General features: G+C 70.5%; 12 protein-coding genes. 7 read left to right on the plus strand and 5 right to left on the minus strand.

What is annotated here, in order from left to right; genetic code table 11:
- Positions 1–23: 23 nt before the first annotated feature.
- The 3 genes from OG587_RS14475 to OG587_RS14485 are packed head-to-tail and all read right to left on the minus strand — an operon-like array spanning position 24 to position 3,216.
- On the minus strand, positions 24–1,298 hold the full coding sequence (locus tag OG587_RS14475; protein WP_329090522.1) for a DUF4350 domain-containing protein: 1,275 nt from the start codon (positions 1,296–1,298) through the stop codon (positions 24–26).
- Positions 1,295–1,936 carry a DUF4129 domain-containing protein gene (locus tag OG587_RS14480; RefSeq protein ID WP_329090524.1) on the minus strand — a complete coding sequence of 214 codons (642 nt, stop codon included), beginning with the start codon at positions 1,934–1,936 and terminating at the stop codon, positions 1,295–1,297. The genes OG587_RS14475 and OG587_RS14480 overlap by 4 nt, the downstream gene beginning before the upstream one ends.
- Positions 1,921–3,216, minus strand: a complete 1,296-nt coding sequence (locus OG587_RS14485; RefSeq protein WP_329090525.1) for a hypothetical protein — start codon at positions 3,214–3,216, stop codon at positions 1,921–1,923. The genes OG587_RS14480 and OG587_RS14485 overlap by 16 nt, the downstream gene beginning before the upstream one ends.
- Before the next feature lie 341 nt (positions 3,217–3,557).
- On the opposite strand from OG587_RS14485, the gene mtrA reads away from it, so the two are divergent.
- The 6 genes from mtrA (at position 3,558) to OG587_RS14515 (ending at position 10,732) form a co-directional block, all read left to right on the plus strand.
- Complete coding sequence (mtrA, locus tag OG587_RS14490) at positions 3,558–4,235, plus strand: MtrAB system response regulator MtrA (protein WP_030907316.1); 678 nt, start codon at positions 3,558–3,560, stop codon at positions 4,233–4,235.
- A gap of 26 nt (positions 4,236–4,261) precedes the next feature.
- Positions 4,262–5,983: an MtrAB system histidine kinase MtrB gene (gene mtrB / locus OG587_RS14495; RefSeq protein WP_329090532.1), complete on the plus strand. Its 1,722-nt coding sequence runs from the start codon at positions 4,262–4,264 to the stop codon at positions 5,981–5,983.
- A 64-nt stretch (positions 5,984–6,047) separates the two neighbouring features.
- Positions 6,048–7,844: an LpqB family beta-propeller domain-containing protein gene (locus tag OG587_RS14500; RefSeq protein ID WP_329090534.1), complete on the plus strand. Its 1,797-nt coding sequence runs from the start codon at positions 6,048–6,050 to the stop codon at positions 7,842–7,844.
- A gap of 203 nt (positions 7,845–8,047) precedes the next feature.
- A complete protein-coding gene (locus OG587_RS14505) occupies positions 8,048–8,752 on the plus strand; it encodes a ComF family protein (protein ID WP_329090535.1) in 705 nt (234 codons plus the stop codon).
- Between the two features lie 521 nt (positions 8,753–9,273).
- On the plus strand, positions 9,274–9,933 hold the full coding sequence (gene hpf / locus OG587_RS14510) for a ribosome hibernation-promoting factor, HPF/YfiA family (RefSeq protein WP_329090538.1): 660 nt from the start codon (positions 9,274–9,276) through the stop codon (positions 9,931–9,933).
- A 94-nt stretch (positions 9,934–10,027) separates the two neighbouring features.
- A complete protein-coding gene (locus tag OG587_RS14515; RefSeq protein ID WP_329090540.1) occupies positions 10,028–10,732 on the plus strand; it encodes a response regulator transcription factor in 705 nt (234 codons plus the stop codon).
- Positions 10,733–10,880: 148 nt separating this feature from the next.
- Here OG587_RS14515 and OG587_RS14520 read toward each other — a convergent pair whose 3' ends face one another.
- Together OG587_RS14520 and OG587_RS14525 are read right to left on the minus strand one after the other, a co-directional pair.
- The gene (locus OG587_RS14520; protein WP_329090542.1) at positions 10,881–12,071 is read right to left on the minus strand and encodes a winged helix-turn-helix domain-containing protein; all 1,191 of its coding nucleotides are present in this window, start codon (positions 12,069–12,071) and stop codon (positions 10,881–10,883) included.
- 284 nt (positions 12,072–12,355) lie between these two features.
- Positions 12,356–12,673: an HGxxPAAW family protein gene (locus tag OG587_RS14525; RefSeq protein WP_329093864.1), complete on the minus strand. Its 318-nt coding sequence runs from the start codon at positions 12,671–12,673 to the stop codon at positions 12,356–12,358.
- 255 nt (positions 12,674–12,928) lie between these two features.
- On the opposite strand from OG587_RS14525, the gene secA reads away from it, so the two are divergent.
- Positions 12,929–15,742 carry a preprotein translocase subunit SecA gene (secA, locus tag OG587_RS14530; protein WP_329090544.1) on the plus strand — a complete coding sequence of 938 codons (2,814 nt, stop codon included), beginning with the start codon at positions 12,929–12,931 and terminating at the stop codon, positions 15,740–15,742.
- Positions 15,743–15,938 lie beyond the last annotated feature (196 nt).

Raw genomic sequence — 15,938 nt, forward strand, 5'->3', positions numbered from 1 at the left:
ACCGCCGTTCCCCGGTGGTGTGGTCACGACTTTCCGACCTGCCTTTCCACGATGTCCATGTATTCGGCCAGGGCTACCAGCCCCGCCTCGTCGACCGGCGGCGGTCCGTACAGGGCGGCGCCCACGTGCGACGCCGCCTGGCCGGTCCGCTCGGCGATCGCGTTCACCAGCGCTTCGGGGCCCGTCCCCGCGGGCAGCCCGAGGCGGGGGGTGACCCGGTCGGTGAAGCCCGCGCGCAGGGCCGCGGCGGCCCGGTCGCGGGCTCGCCGCGCGCGGTAGAGCCTGGCACGTCCCTCGACGGTCTCGGCCGCCCGCACGACGACGGGCAGCCGCTCGGCCACCACGGGGCCGAGCCTGCGGCCCCGCCAGAGCGCCAGCAGCAGCACCGCGACGAGCACCTGCACCACGGCCCATTTGATCCCCTCGGGGACCAGGTCGTAGAAACCCGCCTTGCCGCCGCCCGCCTGGGAGACGGTCTCCGGGGCCGTCAGCCAGATCAGGGTGGGCCGCGCGCCGGCGAGGTTCGTCGCCAGCGCGGCGTTGCCGTCCTCGGCGAGCCGCAGGTTGGTCATGAACTGCGCGTCGCCCGCGACGGTGACCGTCCGGTCCCCGACGGTGTGGGAGACCAGGGTGGGCGCCCCGTCGGCGGGATAGCAGCCGATCGCCCCGGGGGGCAGGGTGAGGGCCACCCCGCCGCTGTAGGCGCTGCCCGCCCTCGTCGCGGCCGACAGCGCGCAGCGAGGCTCTCGGGAGCGCGCCCGCGCCTCACGCAGCGGGGCCACCCCCGGCGCGAGCAGGTCCAGGTGCTTTCGTACGCCCACCACCAGCAGGTCCGAGGGGGTGGCGGCGAGCCGCTCCGCCTCGTCCTCGTCGAGCGGGAAGGACTCGCTCACCAGCAGGGTGCTGCCCGCGGAACCCGCCTGCCCGGCCAGCGACCCGGCCTCGGCGACCGAGGTGACCCGCGCGACCCGCACGCCCCGCGCCTGCAGCAGCCGGGCCAGGCCCTTGCCGCCCGACAGCGAGGTGTCGGCGGGGTCGAGGGTCCTTCCCGGCCCGCCGGAACCGCCGAGCAGCACGCCGGCGACGGCGACGGCGACCACGAGGAGCGCCACCAGGAGGGCGCCCCTGCCGCTACGCCAGAGGCCGCCCGCGGTCGGCGAGGTGGAGGTCGTCGCGGCGTCGCGTGAGGTGGCCCGCGGGCCGGTCCGCGCGGTGTCCGCCGCGTTCTCGGGGTTCTCGGGGTTCTCGGCGTTCTCCGTGAAGCTCGGTCCCGGCTGTCCGGGCGCGGCCAGGCTCATGGCGCGTCCGCCCCCGCGACGGGCGCCGGGCGGGCCGCGCGCAGCCGCTCGTCGAGATCGCGCATGATCCCGTACGCCTCGGGTGTGCCGGGCACCTCGCCGTAGGTCACGTCGTCGAACACCCGGGCCGCCGTGGCCAGCTCGGCGGCGAGTGCGGGCAGCGCGCGGCCCGCCTCCGTGGCCAGCTCATCGGCGGTGCGGCCGGGCGTGTAGTCGATGATCACGCGGTCCTCCAGGTCGCGGGCGACGGCCCGGAGCCGCTCGCGGACCGCCTCGGCCCACCGGGCCTCCGCGGCGAGCCGCTCGGCGGCCTCGCGGTGCTCGGCGGCGGTGCGGCGCTGGTCGCCGAAGATCCCCCCCGTGCGGGCGGTGCCGCCCCTGGCGGTCCTGCGGGCCACCAGGAGCAGCGCGACGATGATCGCGATCACGATCACGAGAAGGGCCGCCCGCGCGGCCAGGCTGCCGACGGCGCCCACGGACTCCTGGTCCAGCAGGTCGCCGAGGAACTGGTTGACGTTCCGCCAGAGGCGGTCGACCAGGGACTCCTTGGCGTACTCGGGCCCGAGCAGCTCCTGGATCGCCTGGCGCCGCGCCTCTTCGCGCTCGATGTCGATCGGGGACGTCAGGAGTGGGACCACGGGGCTCCCTGATCGGGGGGTCCGTACCGCGCGGGGCCCGGGGGCGTGACGGAGGGGTCCCACAGGTCGTCGGCCGACGCGTGGACCCATCCCTGCCGCTGCTGCTCGATCGCCGCGGTCTGGAGCACCAGGTCGAACGCCTCGGAGCGCATCCGCCGGTCGGCGTAGAGCAGGCCGTTGACCCCCGCCTGGAGGGGATAGGTGATCATCGAGCCGAGGGTGACGCCCACGGCGATGAGGACCGCCGCGGCGACCTGCGCGCCGATGGAGCCCGCGCCGAGGAAGGCGAAGAAACTCCCGCCCAGGACGAAGGGGAAGGCGAGCACCTGGCCGATCAGGAACGCGATGATCTGGGTGAGGATCACGATGCCGAGCGTCCGCCAGAAGCCGCCGGAGACAAGGTGCCAGGACCTGCGCAGGGAGTCGGCGACGCCGCGCCGCTCCAGCACCGCGGCCGACGGGGCGAGCACCAGCCGGGTGGTGACGAAGAAGGCGTAGATCACGTAGGCCAGCACCGCCACCACGCCCACGATCGCCACCACGGCGACCCCGGCCCCCGCCGCGCCGAGCGCGAGGAACAGGCCGACGATCAGGGCCATCGGGACGAGCAGGAGCACGAGGTTGACGACGACCAGCCCGAACAGCGTGGGCACCCGGCTCCGGGTCAGCGTCCAGGCCTCGCCGGCCGTCAGCTTGCCGCCGAAGACCGCGCGGCCCAGGATGCGGGTCAGCACGCCGGTCAGCAGCGTCACCGCGACGAACTGGACCGCGTAGGAGAGCAGGGTGCCGCCGTACTGGGTGAGGAAGCTCCCCTCGGGAGGAGTCGCGTCCAGGTCCCCCGTGGCCGAGGTGAGGGAGTTGAGCACGATCACCTGTCCGACCGCCAGGGGGATCGCGCCCAGCGCGGCGGCGATCGCCGACAGGCCCAGCACGCTCTTGGGGTTGGAGCGCATCAGCTTGATCGCGCCGTCGAGGATGTCGCCCAGGCCGAGCGGGCGCAGCGGGATGATGCCGGGGCGCATCGCGGGGGGCGGCACGCGCGCGCCGAGCGGCGGGCCGTAGCGGCCCTGCTGGTACGGCCGCCACTGGTCCGGGGCCTGGCCGTGGGGCTGCCCGGGACCCGGAGGGGGCCCCTGCGGCGGGGCTTCGGGGGTGCCGGACGCCGGGCCGGGCGCGGTCCACGGCGATCCCGGCGCGTTGCCGTACGGCGGAGGTTGGTTGGACGCCCAGCCCGGGGGTGTGCCGGAAGCGCCGGGAGTGGAGCCGTGACCGTCTGACATATCCCAATCCTGACATGTGGCCACACCATTCGTGGTGATCGGGCGATCACACGAACGTTTCATCCTTCCGGAGAGCGGTGGAGATGCCGGAGGGATGGCCGAGACGCCTTGGTTTACCGCAGACTGTGACCGTGGTCATCACCGCCCGGCGTCCGCAGTCGTGGGGCCGGTGGCGACCGTGGGGGGTACCAGTACGCGTTTTACGTCGCGTGCGCCTAAAATTCGTCATTTGGACGCCCAGTCGTCGGCCGGTGTCATCCAGTAGGCGGACAAGGGTAATCTTCGACGATCGAGCGGTTTATCCCAATAACTCCCGAACTGCGTAAACCGAATGAGGGGCCATGAAAGGACGCGTGCTGGTCGTCGACGACGACGCCGCTCTCGCCGAGATGCTCGGTATCGTGCTGCGCGGGGAGGGCTTCGAGCCCTCCTTCGTCTCCGACGGTGACAAGGCGCTCGACGCGTTCCGCGACACCCGGCCGGACCTGGTCCTGCTCGACCTGATGCTGCCCGGCGCCGACGGGATCGACGTCTGCCGCCGGATCAGGGCCGAGTCCGGGGTGCCGATCGTCATGCTGACGGCCAAGAGCGACACCATCGACGTGGTGCTCGGGCTGGAGTCGGGGGCCGACGACTACATCGTCAAGCCCTTCAAGCCCAAGGAGCTCGTCGCCAGGGTCCGCGCCCGGCTGCGCCGCACCGACGAGCCGACGCCGGAGATCCTGCAGATCGGCGACATCACGATCGACGTCGCCGGGCACTCGGTCAAGCGGGAGGAGGAGACCATCAACCTCACCCCGCTGGAGTTCGACCTGCTGGTCGCCCTCGCCAGGAAGCCGCGCCAGGTCTTCACCCGCGAGGTCCTGCTCGAACAGGTCTGGGGCTACCGCCACGCGGCCGACACCCGGCTGGTCAACGTGCACGTCCAGCGGCTCAGGGCGAAGATCGAGAAGGATCCCGAGCACCCCGAGATCGTCGTGACGGTCCGCGGGGTCGGGTACAAGGCCGGACCGGCCTAGCCGCCCGCCTCCCCCCGGACCCCGAGATGCCTCCCGCACCGAAGAAACGCCGTCGCACCCCGCGCCAGCTGCTGCGGGGTGTGCGGCGCCGCGCCCGGCGGGTGGCCGGCCGGTCGCGCCGCGTCTTCTGGCGTTCGCTCCAGCTGCGCGTGGTCACCAGCACGATGGTCATCTCCATCGTGGTCGTCGCCGTGCTCGGCGTCTTCCTGATGCAGCAGATCATCAGGACCACCCTGGAGACCAGGGAGAGCGCGGCCAAGAGCGAGGCGCAGGCCGACAGGAACGCGGTGCTCGGCTATCTCAACCAGCCCGCGGCCGAGGCCGCCAAGCAGCCCGTCGAGCCGGGCCAGGCGTCGCAGCCGACGGGGGGCAGCCCGCTCAGCCAGGCCACGGAGGCGCTCGCGAGGCGCGCGGGCTCGGCCAGCCGCTACTCGGTGATCATCCGTAACGAGACGCTGCCGGGGGCGTTCTACGGAACCACGAACATCGACCCCGTCAGCATCCTGCCCAGGCAGCGCGACGAGCTGTTCAAGAAGGAGGCGGGCGAGGACAGCATCTGGTACACCCCGCTGTACTACAAGGGCCAGCCCGAGCAGCCGGTGCCCGGAATGATCATCGGCACCCGCCTCGACTCGTCGTACGAGATCTACCACCTGGTCCCGCTGGACAAGGAGGAGCGGACCCTCGCCTCGGTGCAGCAAATGATCATCCTCGTCGGCGCCGGTCTCGTGCTGCTGCTGGCCGCGATCTCCTCCCTGGTCACCCGCCAGGTCGTCACGCCGGTGCGGCTGGCCAGGCAGGCCGCCGAGCGGCTGGCCGCCGGGCGCCTGGACGAGCGGCTGAAGGTACGCGGCGAGGACGACCTGGCCCGCCTGGCCACCTCCTTCAACGAGATGGCCGCCAACCTGGCGCTGAAGATCCACCAGCTGGAGGAGCTCTCCCAGGTCCAGCGCCAGTTCGTCTCGGACGTCTCACACGAGCTGCGCACCCCGCTGACCACCGTGCGGATGGCCGCCGACCTGCTCTTCGACGCCCGCGAGGACTTCGACCCGATGGCCGCCAGGTCGGCCGAGCTGATGCAGAACCAGCTCAACCGGTTCGAGGCGATGCTCGCCGATCTGCTGGAGATCAGCCGCTACGACGCGGGCGCGGCCGACCTCGACGTCGACCCGGTGGACGTCAGGGACGTGGTGCTGCGCGCCGTCGCCGACTCCGAGGCGCTGGCCGAGCGCCACTCCACCCGCTTCGACCTGCGCCTTCCCGGCGAGCCGTGCATGGCGGAGATGGACAGCCGCAGGGTCGAGCGCATCCTGCGCAACCTGCTGTTCAACGCGATCGAGCACGGCGAGGGCCGCGAGGTCGTCGTCTCGGTGGCCGCCGACAGGGACGCGGTGGCGGTGGCCGTACGGGACCACGGGGTGGGGTTGAAACCCGGCGAGGAGAACCTGGTCTTCGACCGGTTCTGGCGGGCCGACCCGTCCCGGGCGCGCACGATCGGCGGTACCGGCCTGGGGCTGGCCATCTCCCGCGAGGACGCCATCCTGCACGGCGGCTGGCTGCAGGCATGGGGCTCGCACGGGGAGGGGTCGCAGTTCCGGCTCTCGCTGCCCAGGGTGGCCGGGGCGGTGCTCAGGGGCTCGCCCCTGCCGCTCGTCCCCCCGGAGGTGGAGATGCGACGCACGTGGCGAGGACACGTCACGCCGGTGCTGTCGCCGGCGGCGGCCGACGGGGGACGCGATGCGGACTAGGGCCGAAAGGGCGCGACGCCGGCCGGAGCCGGCGGGGGGCGCCGCGCGGGCCGGAGCCCACGAGGTGCGGTACGGACCCGCGCTGAGGACAGGCGCGCGGAACGCCGGGACGGTGATCCTGGCGATCGTCCTGCTCCATGGGGTGAGCGCCTGCTCGGTCATCCCCACCGGCGGCAAGTCCGTCGTCGCCGTCGACAACGAGCGCAAGGGCAGCCCGCTGGGCGACCCGTACGCGCGGGTCATCGCCATGTCGCCGAAGGCCGACTGGTCGCCAGAGGAGGTCGTCACCGGCTTCCGCGCGGCCATGGCGAGCCTCGACGACTCCGGCTTCCAGGTCGCCCGCAAGTACCTCACCGGCGACTTCGCCGCCAAGTGGAACCCGCACAGCGGCGTCACGGTCTACCGGCAGGGCGAGTACGAGAAGTTCGCGCCCCTGCGAGAAGAGGACAGACAGGCTCAGGTCACGCTTAAGGGCACCAAAACCGCCATCATTGACCAGGACGGCCGATACCGTCCGAGTGGCGGCCCGCTGAACCAGCCCTTCACGCTCGCCAAGGGGCCGGGCGGCGAGTGGCGCATCAGCGCGGCCCCCGACGGCCTCCTGCTGTCCGAGGCCGACGTCGCCCGCGGCTACCTGCCCGTGGACCTGTACTTCCTCGACTCCCAGTGGAAGGGGCTGGTGGTCGACCAGGTACGGGTGCCGATCGACCCGGGCGCCAACTTCGCCAAGACGACGGTCGAGCGGCTGCTGCGGGGGCCGAGCAGCTCCCTCAAGGACGCGGTGCGCACCGCCTTCACCGGCACCGAGCTCATCGACGTCACCATCGAGAACAACAGGGTCGTCGTCGACCTCACCGGGCGGGTGGACCCCGACCTGATCGACCCGATGTCGGCCCAGCTCGCCGCGACGCTCGCCGCGCTCACCAAGGGCGGCTGGGGCTTCGAGGTCAAGGTGAACGGCGAGCCGTACTATCCCGACTCGCCCCTCCGGATCGACGCCCAGGAGCAGTCGAGCTTCGATCCCTGGACGACCCCCGACGCCGTCTACCCGTTCTATCTCACCGACGGCGCGCTGCGGCTGCTGGACAAGGAGAACGTCGGGCGTCCCGTGCCGGGCAGGGCCGGCCAGAAGGGGGGCGGGCTCACCCGCCCCGCGATCAGCGGCCAGCCCGTGCAGCAGGTGGCGGCGCTCTCCGGGAACGGCAGGAGCGTCTCCGTCGCGCCGCTCGCCGCGGGCGGCGAGTGGCGGGTGTGGGCCACGGGGGTCTCCCTCGCCCCGCCGGCCTGGGACCGCTACCACACGCTCTGGACGGTCGACCGGCCCAACGACCACACCTCGGTCATCACCCGGCACGACGGCGACAACAAGCACCAGTACCGGGTGGCCGCCCCCGACCTGGAGACGCTCCACATCGAGTCGCTCAAGGTCGCGCGGGACGGCGTGCACGTCGCGGTGGTCGTCAAGGACGGGCTGGGCGAGCAGGTCCAGGTCGGCACCGTCATCGGAGAGCGGGAGGGCACCCGCATCACCAACCTCCAGACCGTGGTCAACGCCGACGGCAATCGGACGATCAAGGACATCGCCTGGAAGGACGGCAAGACCCTGTACGCGCTCACCGAAAAGTCGGAGCTGCTCGAGGCCTCGGTCACCGCCGAGCCCAAGTCGCTGCCCTTCGACTCGCGGATCGAGAGCATCACCGCCCTGGACGGCACCCTGCTCGCCGGGGCGAGGGACGAGCAGGGCGGCAGGCAGGTCCTGTTCTGGAACTCCGCCAAGTGGGAGGCGCTGATCAAGAACGAGATCGGGACCACGGACTTCACCGAGAACGGCCCCTCCTCCCCGGCCTTCCCCCTCGGCTGAGCGGTCTTTCCCGGAAGACGCACTCCCATGGCGCGAGGCCCGGGGTGCGTGATATATGGCCCCAGCCCTGGGACGAGGCGCTTTCCGGAGCGGCCCGCCCCGGCTCCGGGCGGGGCCGGCCGTCGCCTCCCGTCGAGGGTCCGAACCCCCCTCCGGTACTCTGGGCTGGGCTTTTTGTCGGTGCCATATGAAACCTTGGATCCGTGACGACCGCCATGCTCGACCTGATCCTGCCGCCCCGTTGCGCCGGATGCGACGCGCCGGGCGCCCTCGTCTGTCCCCGGTGCGCGGCGGAGCTGCACGGAGCGCCCGCCCTCCGGATGCCGGACCCCATTCCGCCCGGCCTGCCCGAGTGCTGGTCGGCGGCCGAATACACCCCCGCCGTGCGGCGGGCGATCATCGCCTACAAGGAGCGCGGTCGCACGGCCCTCGCCCCTCCCCTGGCCGGGGCCCTGGCCCTGGCGGTCGCCACGGCGGCCGGCGAGCGGCCGGTGCTGCTGGTGCCGGTGCCCAGTGCCCGCCCGGCCCTGAGGCGTCGCGGGCACGACCCGGTGGTCCGGCTCGCGGGGCTGGCGGCCGGCTATCTCCGCGAGGCCGGCTGGCCCGCGAGCGTGGCGAGGGTGCTCGCCCAGCGCCGCCGTGTCGCCGACCAGGCGGGGCTGAGCTCTCCCCAGCGGGCCGCGAATCTGTCCGGCGCCTTCACTGTCACGATCGGCCGCAACGCGCCTGTGCCACGCTCCTGGGGCGGTACGGAGGTGATTGTGCTGGTCGACGATGTCGTCACCACCGGTGCGACGCTCGCGGAGGCGGCCAGGGCGATGCGTGAGGCGGGGGTCACGCCGTCCCTCGCCGCCACGGTCGCCGCGACACGCCGGAGATCCAGAACCGGTGATCGTGACGGAGGGTGAGACGGCGACCCGTGTCCGGCCTCACTCCGACGCCACACCTCACTGTCCCGGCGGCGGTTTCCGGGCTGCTCAACGGACGCGAGAAGCCTTCGTTTATCATGCCGCCGACCCGCGAGGGCAGGGTTCCCCAAGAGCCGGTCGCCTACCCCTGAATTACGCAAAGTGATCCTTTGGCCGATCGTCAGGCTGACATTCGGCCGGGATGCGGATAGCGTCTGAGCCATGGCACCCGCTCGGGTCCGTGGTTGCACCGGACCGACCTCCGTCAGGAGGCCGGCCCGGCTAGCCGATGCCAGCCGCAGGCCAAACGGTCCACGTAAGACGACTTTTCGTCGATCGATCACGGTGCGGCTTAGAGGTAAGTCCTGCCTTCCCAGGGAGCCAGATGTTCCTTGCCAGAAGAGAAGGGCATGTAGTGGCAAAGAGCTGCGAAACCCTCAGCAGGCGGATGTGGGGACGAAGACCAGGTCGGCCGAGCGGGTGTCGCAATACCACCGTCGAGATTCGAAGGGGGGCTGTGCATGGAGATCATCGTCAAGGGTCGGCACACCGGAGTGAGTGACCGATTCCGTGACCACGTGAACACCAAGCTGGCCAGGATCGAGCGTTTGGACCACAAGCTCATTCGCGTTGACGTGGAGGTGTCCAAGGAAAGTAATCCCCGCATCGTCGACCAGCGAGAGCGCGTCGAGCTCACCATCCACTCACGTGGTCCCGCGGTCCGGGCGGAGGCCTCGGCCGACGACCGTTTCGCCGCCCTTGACATCGCACTTGGCAAACTCGAGGGACGGCTGCGGCGTCTCGCCGATCGCAGGAAGATCCATCACGGCAACCACTGCCCGCCGTCGGTCGCAGAACTGACGGCGACCGCGCTCGCCGAATCGTTCGAGAGCGCTCCGGCCCGCCTGCTCACCGAGCAGTCACCGGCCGAACTCCAGGCCGAGGCCGAGGTCGTGGAGGACAAGACCATCATCCCGATCCAGATGGACGGGGACGGACCGCTGATGGTCAGGGAGAAGTTCCACGAGGCCGATCCGATCACCGTCGATCAGGCCCTTCTCGAGATGGAACTGGTGGGACACGATTTCTATCTCTTCCGTGACAAGGAGAGCGGCCAGCCGAGCGTCGTATACCTCCGACAGGGGTACAACTACGGCGTGCTGCGGCTCATCGAGCCCTGACGAACGCGTTCGAAGATCCTCTCCGACCAACCGAGGACCATGAAACCCGTGTAATCATGGCGGTCCACCGGCTCTGGCCCCCCGAGGAGGAGGCGTGACGGAACCCGACGACGCAACCGGCCCGACCGGACGCGGCGAACCGATCCGCGTGCTGATCGTTGACGATCACGCGCTGATCCGCCGCAGCTTGGAGATGGCGCTGGCCGCGGAGACGGACATCGAGGTTGTCGGCGAGGCGAGCGACGGACAGGAAGCGGTCGAACTCGCCGACCGCCTCACTCCGGATGTCATGCTCATGGACGTCCGGATGCCACGGAGGAGCGGTATCGAGGCCACTCGTGAGATCAAGGCCTCGGTGCCGAGCACGCGGATCATCATGTTGACGGTGAGTGACGAGGAGGAGGATCTCTTCGAGGCGATCAAGGCGGGTGCCACCGGCTACCTGCTGAAGAACGTCCAGCTCGACGAGGTCCCGGAGGCCGTCCGCGGTGTCCACGAGGGACAGTCGCTGATCAATCCGGCGATGGCCGCCAAACTCATCAGTGAATTCGCCAACATGAGCCGCAAGGAGGCCGAGCGGCCCCCGCAACTCCCCGTTCCACGCCTGACCGAACGGGAGATGGAGGTGCTCCGCCTCGTCGCGAAGGGTATGAACAACCGCGAGATCGCCAAGCAGTTGTTCATCTCCGAGAACACCGTGAAGAACCACGTCAGAAACATCCTGGACAAGCTTCAGCTCCACTCCAGGATGGAGGCGGTGGTCTACGCGGTCCGCGAGCGGATGCTTGAGATCACCTGACACGCGCCAGGTGCGGTGACCGCCCGGCGGTCGCCGCACCCCGGCTCGGGCACACCGTGCCCGGTAAGACGTTCCGGCCCAGGGGACAACCCGGCTCTGAAGGTCGTCCCGGCTCAGGAGGACGGCCCGGTCCGGCGGGGGCTCCCGCTCAGGGGGTGTCCCGGTTCAGGGCGTCCCGAAGGGGCCCCGCCAGCAGAGGATCGACGCGCTCGACCCGGACGGCCTCGCAGCCGACCCAGCTCGCCGCCTCCCAAAGCGCGCCGGCCAGCGAGGCGGCACCCCTGCCCGGCGTGACACCGGGTTCGAGACTCACCTGGCGGGCGACCAGCGTGGCCCCCTCGCGGGCCGGGTCGATCCGCCCGATCAGCCGGCCCCCGGCCAGGACCGGCATCGTGAAGTAACCGTGGACGCGCTTCTCCTTGGGCACGTACGCCTCAAGACGATGGTTGAAACCGAACACGCGGGCGGTGCGGGCGCGATCCCAGACGAGGGAGTCGAACGGGGAGAGCAGGGTCGTGCGGTGACGGCCCCTGGGCTCGGTCTCCAGCGCGGCCGGGTCGGCCCAGGCGTCGGCGGCCCGCTCCGGCCACCCGGCGACCCGGACGGGCACCAGCCCGGCGGACCCGTCGAGCAGGCACCTGTCGAGCAGCAGAGCCTCGGGTGCCTTCAGCCGCAGGAAGTCGACGAGGTCGGCGCGGGTGGCCACGCCGAGCGCGACCCCGGCGACCCCGGCGAGGCGGGTGACGCACTCGGCGTCGGACAGCTCCTCGCCCAGCAGGTCCGCGGGGATCGCGCGCTCGGCCAGGTCGTAGACGCGGCGCCAGCCCACCCTGCGCGTGCAGACGACCTCGCCGGTGTCGAGCAGCCACTCAATGGCGATCTTGGAGTCGGACCAGTCCCACCACGGGCCGCCATTCTTGGCCCCGCCGATGTCGGCGGTGGTGACCGGGCCGCTCTCGCGGACCAGGTTCAGCACCTTGTCGACGCTGTCGGGCACCTCGTGCCAGCGGAACTTCCTGTCGCGGAAGTATCTCCGCCTGAAGGCGTACAGCGCCCAGTCGCCGATCGGCAGGACACACGCGGCGTGACACCAGTATTCGAAGGCCCGCGCGGGCTCGTCCCAGTAGGCCCGCTCGACCTCCTGCCTGCCGACGGCGCCGAGGCGGGCGTACGCGACCAGCTCGTGGGAGCGGGCCAGCACGGAGATCGTGTCGAGCTGGACGGCCCCGAGGCGGCGCAGGGTCGCGGGGGCGCCGCCTCGCCGGGCCTGCGCGCCCAGGAACCCCTGGGCGCGCAGGATGACGCGGCGGGCCTCGTCGGAGGAAAGGGAGAATTGCATGACCGCCCCAGGGGGAGACAACACGTCGTGGGCCGAGGCTAGCGCCTGACACCGACGAAAAGGCTACGCCGGTGTCAGGGCATCCGTGGCCGGGATGAACGGGGGTGAACCCCGTCGCGCCGGGTGTTCAGTTCAGGACCGGGGCGAACCCCGTCGCACCCTGCCGCACCGGGCGGTCAGCTCAAGGCTGGGGCGAACCCCGTCGCCCCGCGTGCCGGGCGGTCAACCCCCCGGACGGAGCGTCGCGAGTCGAGGTGGCCGCCGCATCCCGTCGCGCCGGGCGGTCAGTTCAGGACGCCCCGGGCGGTCTCGCCGCCCATCGCGCGGGGGGCCTCGACGACGATGTCCTGGAAGACGCGGAAGACCAGCGTGAGGATGGCGCCCATGACGCAGACCGCCGTGCCCATCCAGAAGACGAACCAGTTCGGGCCCAGGCAGAGGGCGACCCCCGCGATGGTGAAGCCCAGCAGGATCACGGTCACCGCCAGCCAGGACGACGCCCTGCCCCCGTGGCCCCCCGGGCCCCTGTGGACCGCGGGCCCCCCGTCGCCTCCCTGGCCCTCGTGGCTTCCGCCACCTGCCCGACCGGCGTCCTCCGCCATCACGGCTTCTCCTCCCAGACACAGCGACGCGCCCGTGCGATTGATCCATCACGGACGTGACAAAGGGCGACATACCCTTTGAAGCTGGTCGTACTCTCTCAAAGAAGCGGGCAAGGAACTCCATGGGCCACAAGAGCGTCTTTCAGGGTGGCTGTGTCTGGTGGCGGAACCGCCTACGATGGCAGCGGAGAACCATGTCTCGTCCTCAGCCGGGCCGGTCCGGCCGTGGAAGACCTGCGAGGAGCTTTACCTAAAGTGCCAGCCTTTCTCGATAGAATTCTTCGCGCCGGCGAAGGCAAGCTTCTGCGCAAGCTCAAGCGGATCGCCGACCAGGTCAACTCCATTGAAGACGACTTCACGAGCTTGACCGACGCCGAGCTTCGCGCGCTCACCGCCGACTACAAGCAGCGCTACGCCGAGGGCGAGTCCCTCGACGACCTGCTTCCCGAGGCCTTCGCCACCGTTCGCGAGGCATCCCGGCGCGTGCTGGGCAAGCGTCACTTCGACGTGCAGATCATGGGCGGGGCCAACCTGCACATGGGCAACATCTCGGAGATGCGCACCGGTGAGGGCAAGACCCTCACCTGTACGCTGCCCACCTACCTCAACGCCATCTCGGGCAAGGGCGTCCACGTCATCACGGTCAACGACTACCTGGCCAAGCGTGACGGCGACGAGATGGGCCGGATCCACCGCTTCCTCGGTCTCGAGGTCGGCGTGATCCTGGCCAACATGCCGGCCGACGAGCGTCGCAAGCAGTACAACGCCGACATCACGTACGGCACGAACAACGAGTTCGGCTTCGACTACCTGCGTGACAACATGGCGTGGTCGCTCGAGGAGTGCGTCCAGCGCGGCCACCACTTCGCCGTCGTCGACGAGGTCGACTCGATCCTCATCGACGAGGCCAGGACGCCGCTGATCATCTCCGGTCCCGGCGAGCAGTCCGGCAAGTGGTACGCCGAGTTCGCCAAGATCGTCCCCCGGCTCCGCAGGGGCGTCGAGGGCAAGGACGGCGAGGAGAACACCGGCGACTACGCCGTCGACGAGAAGAAGCGCACGGTCGGCATCTTCGAGTCCGGCGTGGAGAAGGTCGAGGACTGGCTGGGCATCGAGAACCTCTACAAGCCCGAGCACACCCACCTGGTCGGCTTCCTCAACAACGCGTTGAAGGCCAAGGAGCTCTACAAGAAGGACAAGGACTACATCGTCGTCGACGGCGAGGTCCTGATCGTCGACGAGTTCACCGGTCGAGTCCTGCACGGCCGCCGCTACAACGAGGGCATGCACCAGGCCATCGAGGCGAAGGAAGCCGTCAAGATCAAGGACGAGAACCAGACCCTCGCCACGATCACGCTGCAGAACTACTTCCGCCTCTACGAGACGCTCTCCGGCATGACCGGAACCGCGGCGACCGAGGCCAACGAGTTCCACCAGACCTACAAGCTCGGCGTCGTCCCGATCCCGACGAACCGGCCGATGATCCGCAAGGACCAGGCCGACGTGGTCTACAAGACCGAGGACGCCAAGTTCATGGCGAGCGTCGAGGACATCAAGGAGCGCTACGAGCAGGGCCAGCCGGTGCTGGTCGGCACCACGAGCGTCGCCAAGTCCGAGCGCCTCGCCAAGGAGCTCAAGCGCAAGGGCGTCAAGCACGAGGTCCTCAACGCCAAGAACCACGCCCGTGAGGCGGCGATCATCGCCGAGGCGGGCCGCAAGCACGCCGTCACTGTGGCCACCAACATGGCCGGTCGAGGCACCGACATCATGCTCGGCGGCAACCCCGACTTCCGCGCCGACCTGGAGCTGCGCAGCCGCGGCCTCGACCCGGTCGAGACCCCGGAGGAGTACGACAAGGCCTGGGGCGAGGCGCTGGAGAAGGCCAGGGCGGCCGTGCAGGCCGAGCACGATGAGGTCACCGAGCTCGGCGGCCTCTACGTTCTGGGCACCGAGCGGCACGAGTCGCGGCGCATCGACAACCAGCTCCGCGGCCGTTCCGGCCGTCAGGGCGACCCGGGCGAGTCGCGCTTCTACCTCTCGCTCGAAGACGACCTCATGCGCCTGTTCAACTCGGCCAGGGTCGAGATGATCATGACGCGCCTCAACATCCCCGACGACGTCCCGATCGAGTCGGGCATCGTCTCCAAGGCGATCGCCTCCGCCCAGCACCAGGTCGAGCAGCAGAACTTCGAGATCCGCAAGAACGTTCTGAAGTACGACGAGGTCATGAACCGGCAGCGCAAGGTGATCTACGCCGAGCGCCACCGGGTGCTGGAGGGCGCGGACCTGCACGAGCAGATCCGCGGCTTCGTCAACGACGTGATCGACGAGTACATCGCGGGCGCCACCGCCGAGGGCTTCGCCGAGGAGTGGGACCTCGACAAGCTGTGGAAGGCCCTCGGCCAGCTGTACCCCATCAGCATCACCGCCGACCAGCTCATCGAGGAGGCCGGGAGCCGCGAGGACCTGACCGCCAAGTTCCTCGACGAGCGGATCAAGGCCGACGCGGCGGCCGCCTACGACCGTCGCGAAGAGGAGATCAACGCCCAGGCCATGGACCCGGAGGGCATGCGGGTGCTGGAGCGCCGCGTCATCCTGTCGGTCCTCGACCGCAAGTGGCGCGAGCACCTCTACGAGATGGACTATCTCCAGGAGGGCATCGGCCTGCGGGCGATGGCCCAGCGCGACCCGCTGATCGAGTACCAGCGCGAGGGCTTCGAGATGTTCTCCCAGATGCTCGAGGGCATCAAGGAGGAGTCGGTCGGCTACCTGTTCAACCTTGAGGTCGAGGTCCAGAGCAACCCGATCGTCGAGGAGCACGACCACTCCGAGGACGCCGCGATCGCGGAGACCCGCTCGATCATCGCCCGCGGCCTGCGCGGCCCGCAGCGTCCCACCGAGCTGGAGTACACGGCTCCGGGCGAGAGCGGCGAGGTGGAGCACACCCGGATCAGCACCAAGGCCGAGCGTGACGCGTACGGCAACGTCGAGCGCAACGCCCCGTGCCCCTGCGGTTCCGGCAAGAAGTACAAGCGCTGCCACGGCGACCCCAGGCACGTCGAGGCCTGACCGTCACCGGAGGGCCCGTACCGTGCACGGTGCGGGCCCTCCGGCGTGTCCGGGTCTCGCCGCCTCCCGTGAGGAGCGCGGCCGGCCGGCGTGTCACGGCTTCACGGGGGCGGAGGGTGCCCCGGGCTCCCGGGACGAGGGTGCGGGCTCGGGGAGCGTCGGTGTGCGACGAGCCCTTCCCACTACGGGACGCGGG

The sequence above is a fragment of the Streptosporangium sp. NBC_01469 genome, from assembly GCF_036227305.1.
Taxonomy (GTDB): domain Bacteria; phylum Actinomycetota; class Actinomycetes; order Streptosporangiales; family Streptosporangiaceae; genus Streptosporangium.

Bases quoted from the DNA above. Each gene is read 5' to 3' on its own strand.
- mtrB (WP_329090532.1), top strand. From the start codon at position 4,262: ATGCCTCCCGCACCGAAGAAACGCCGTCGCACCCCGCGCCAGCTGCTG.
- OG587_RS14485 (WP_329090525.1), bottom strand. From the start codon at position 3,216: ATGTCAGACGGTCACGGCTCCACTCCCGGCGCTTCCGGCACACCCCCG.
- mtrA (WP_030907316.1), top strand. From the start codon at position 3,558: ATGAAAGGACGCGTGCTGGTCGTCGACGACGACGCCGCTCTCGCCGAG.
- OG587_RS14525 (WP_329093864.1), bottom strand. From the start codon at position 12,673: ATGGCGGAGGACGCCGGTCGGGCAGGTGGCGGAAGCCACGAGGGCCAG.
- OG587_RS14520 (WP_329090542.1), bottom strand. From the start codon at position 12,071: ATGCAATTCTCCCTTTCCTCCGACGAGGCCCGCCGCGTCATCCTGCGC.
- OG587_RS14475 (WP_329090522.1), bottom strand. From the start codon at position 1,298: ATGAGCCTGGCCGCGCCCGGACAGCCGGGACCGAGCTTCACGGAGAAC.
- hpf (WP_329090538.1), top strand. From the start codon at position 9,274: ATGGAGATCATCGTCAAGGGTCGGCACACCGGAGTGAGTGACCGATTC.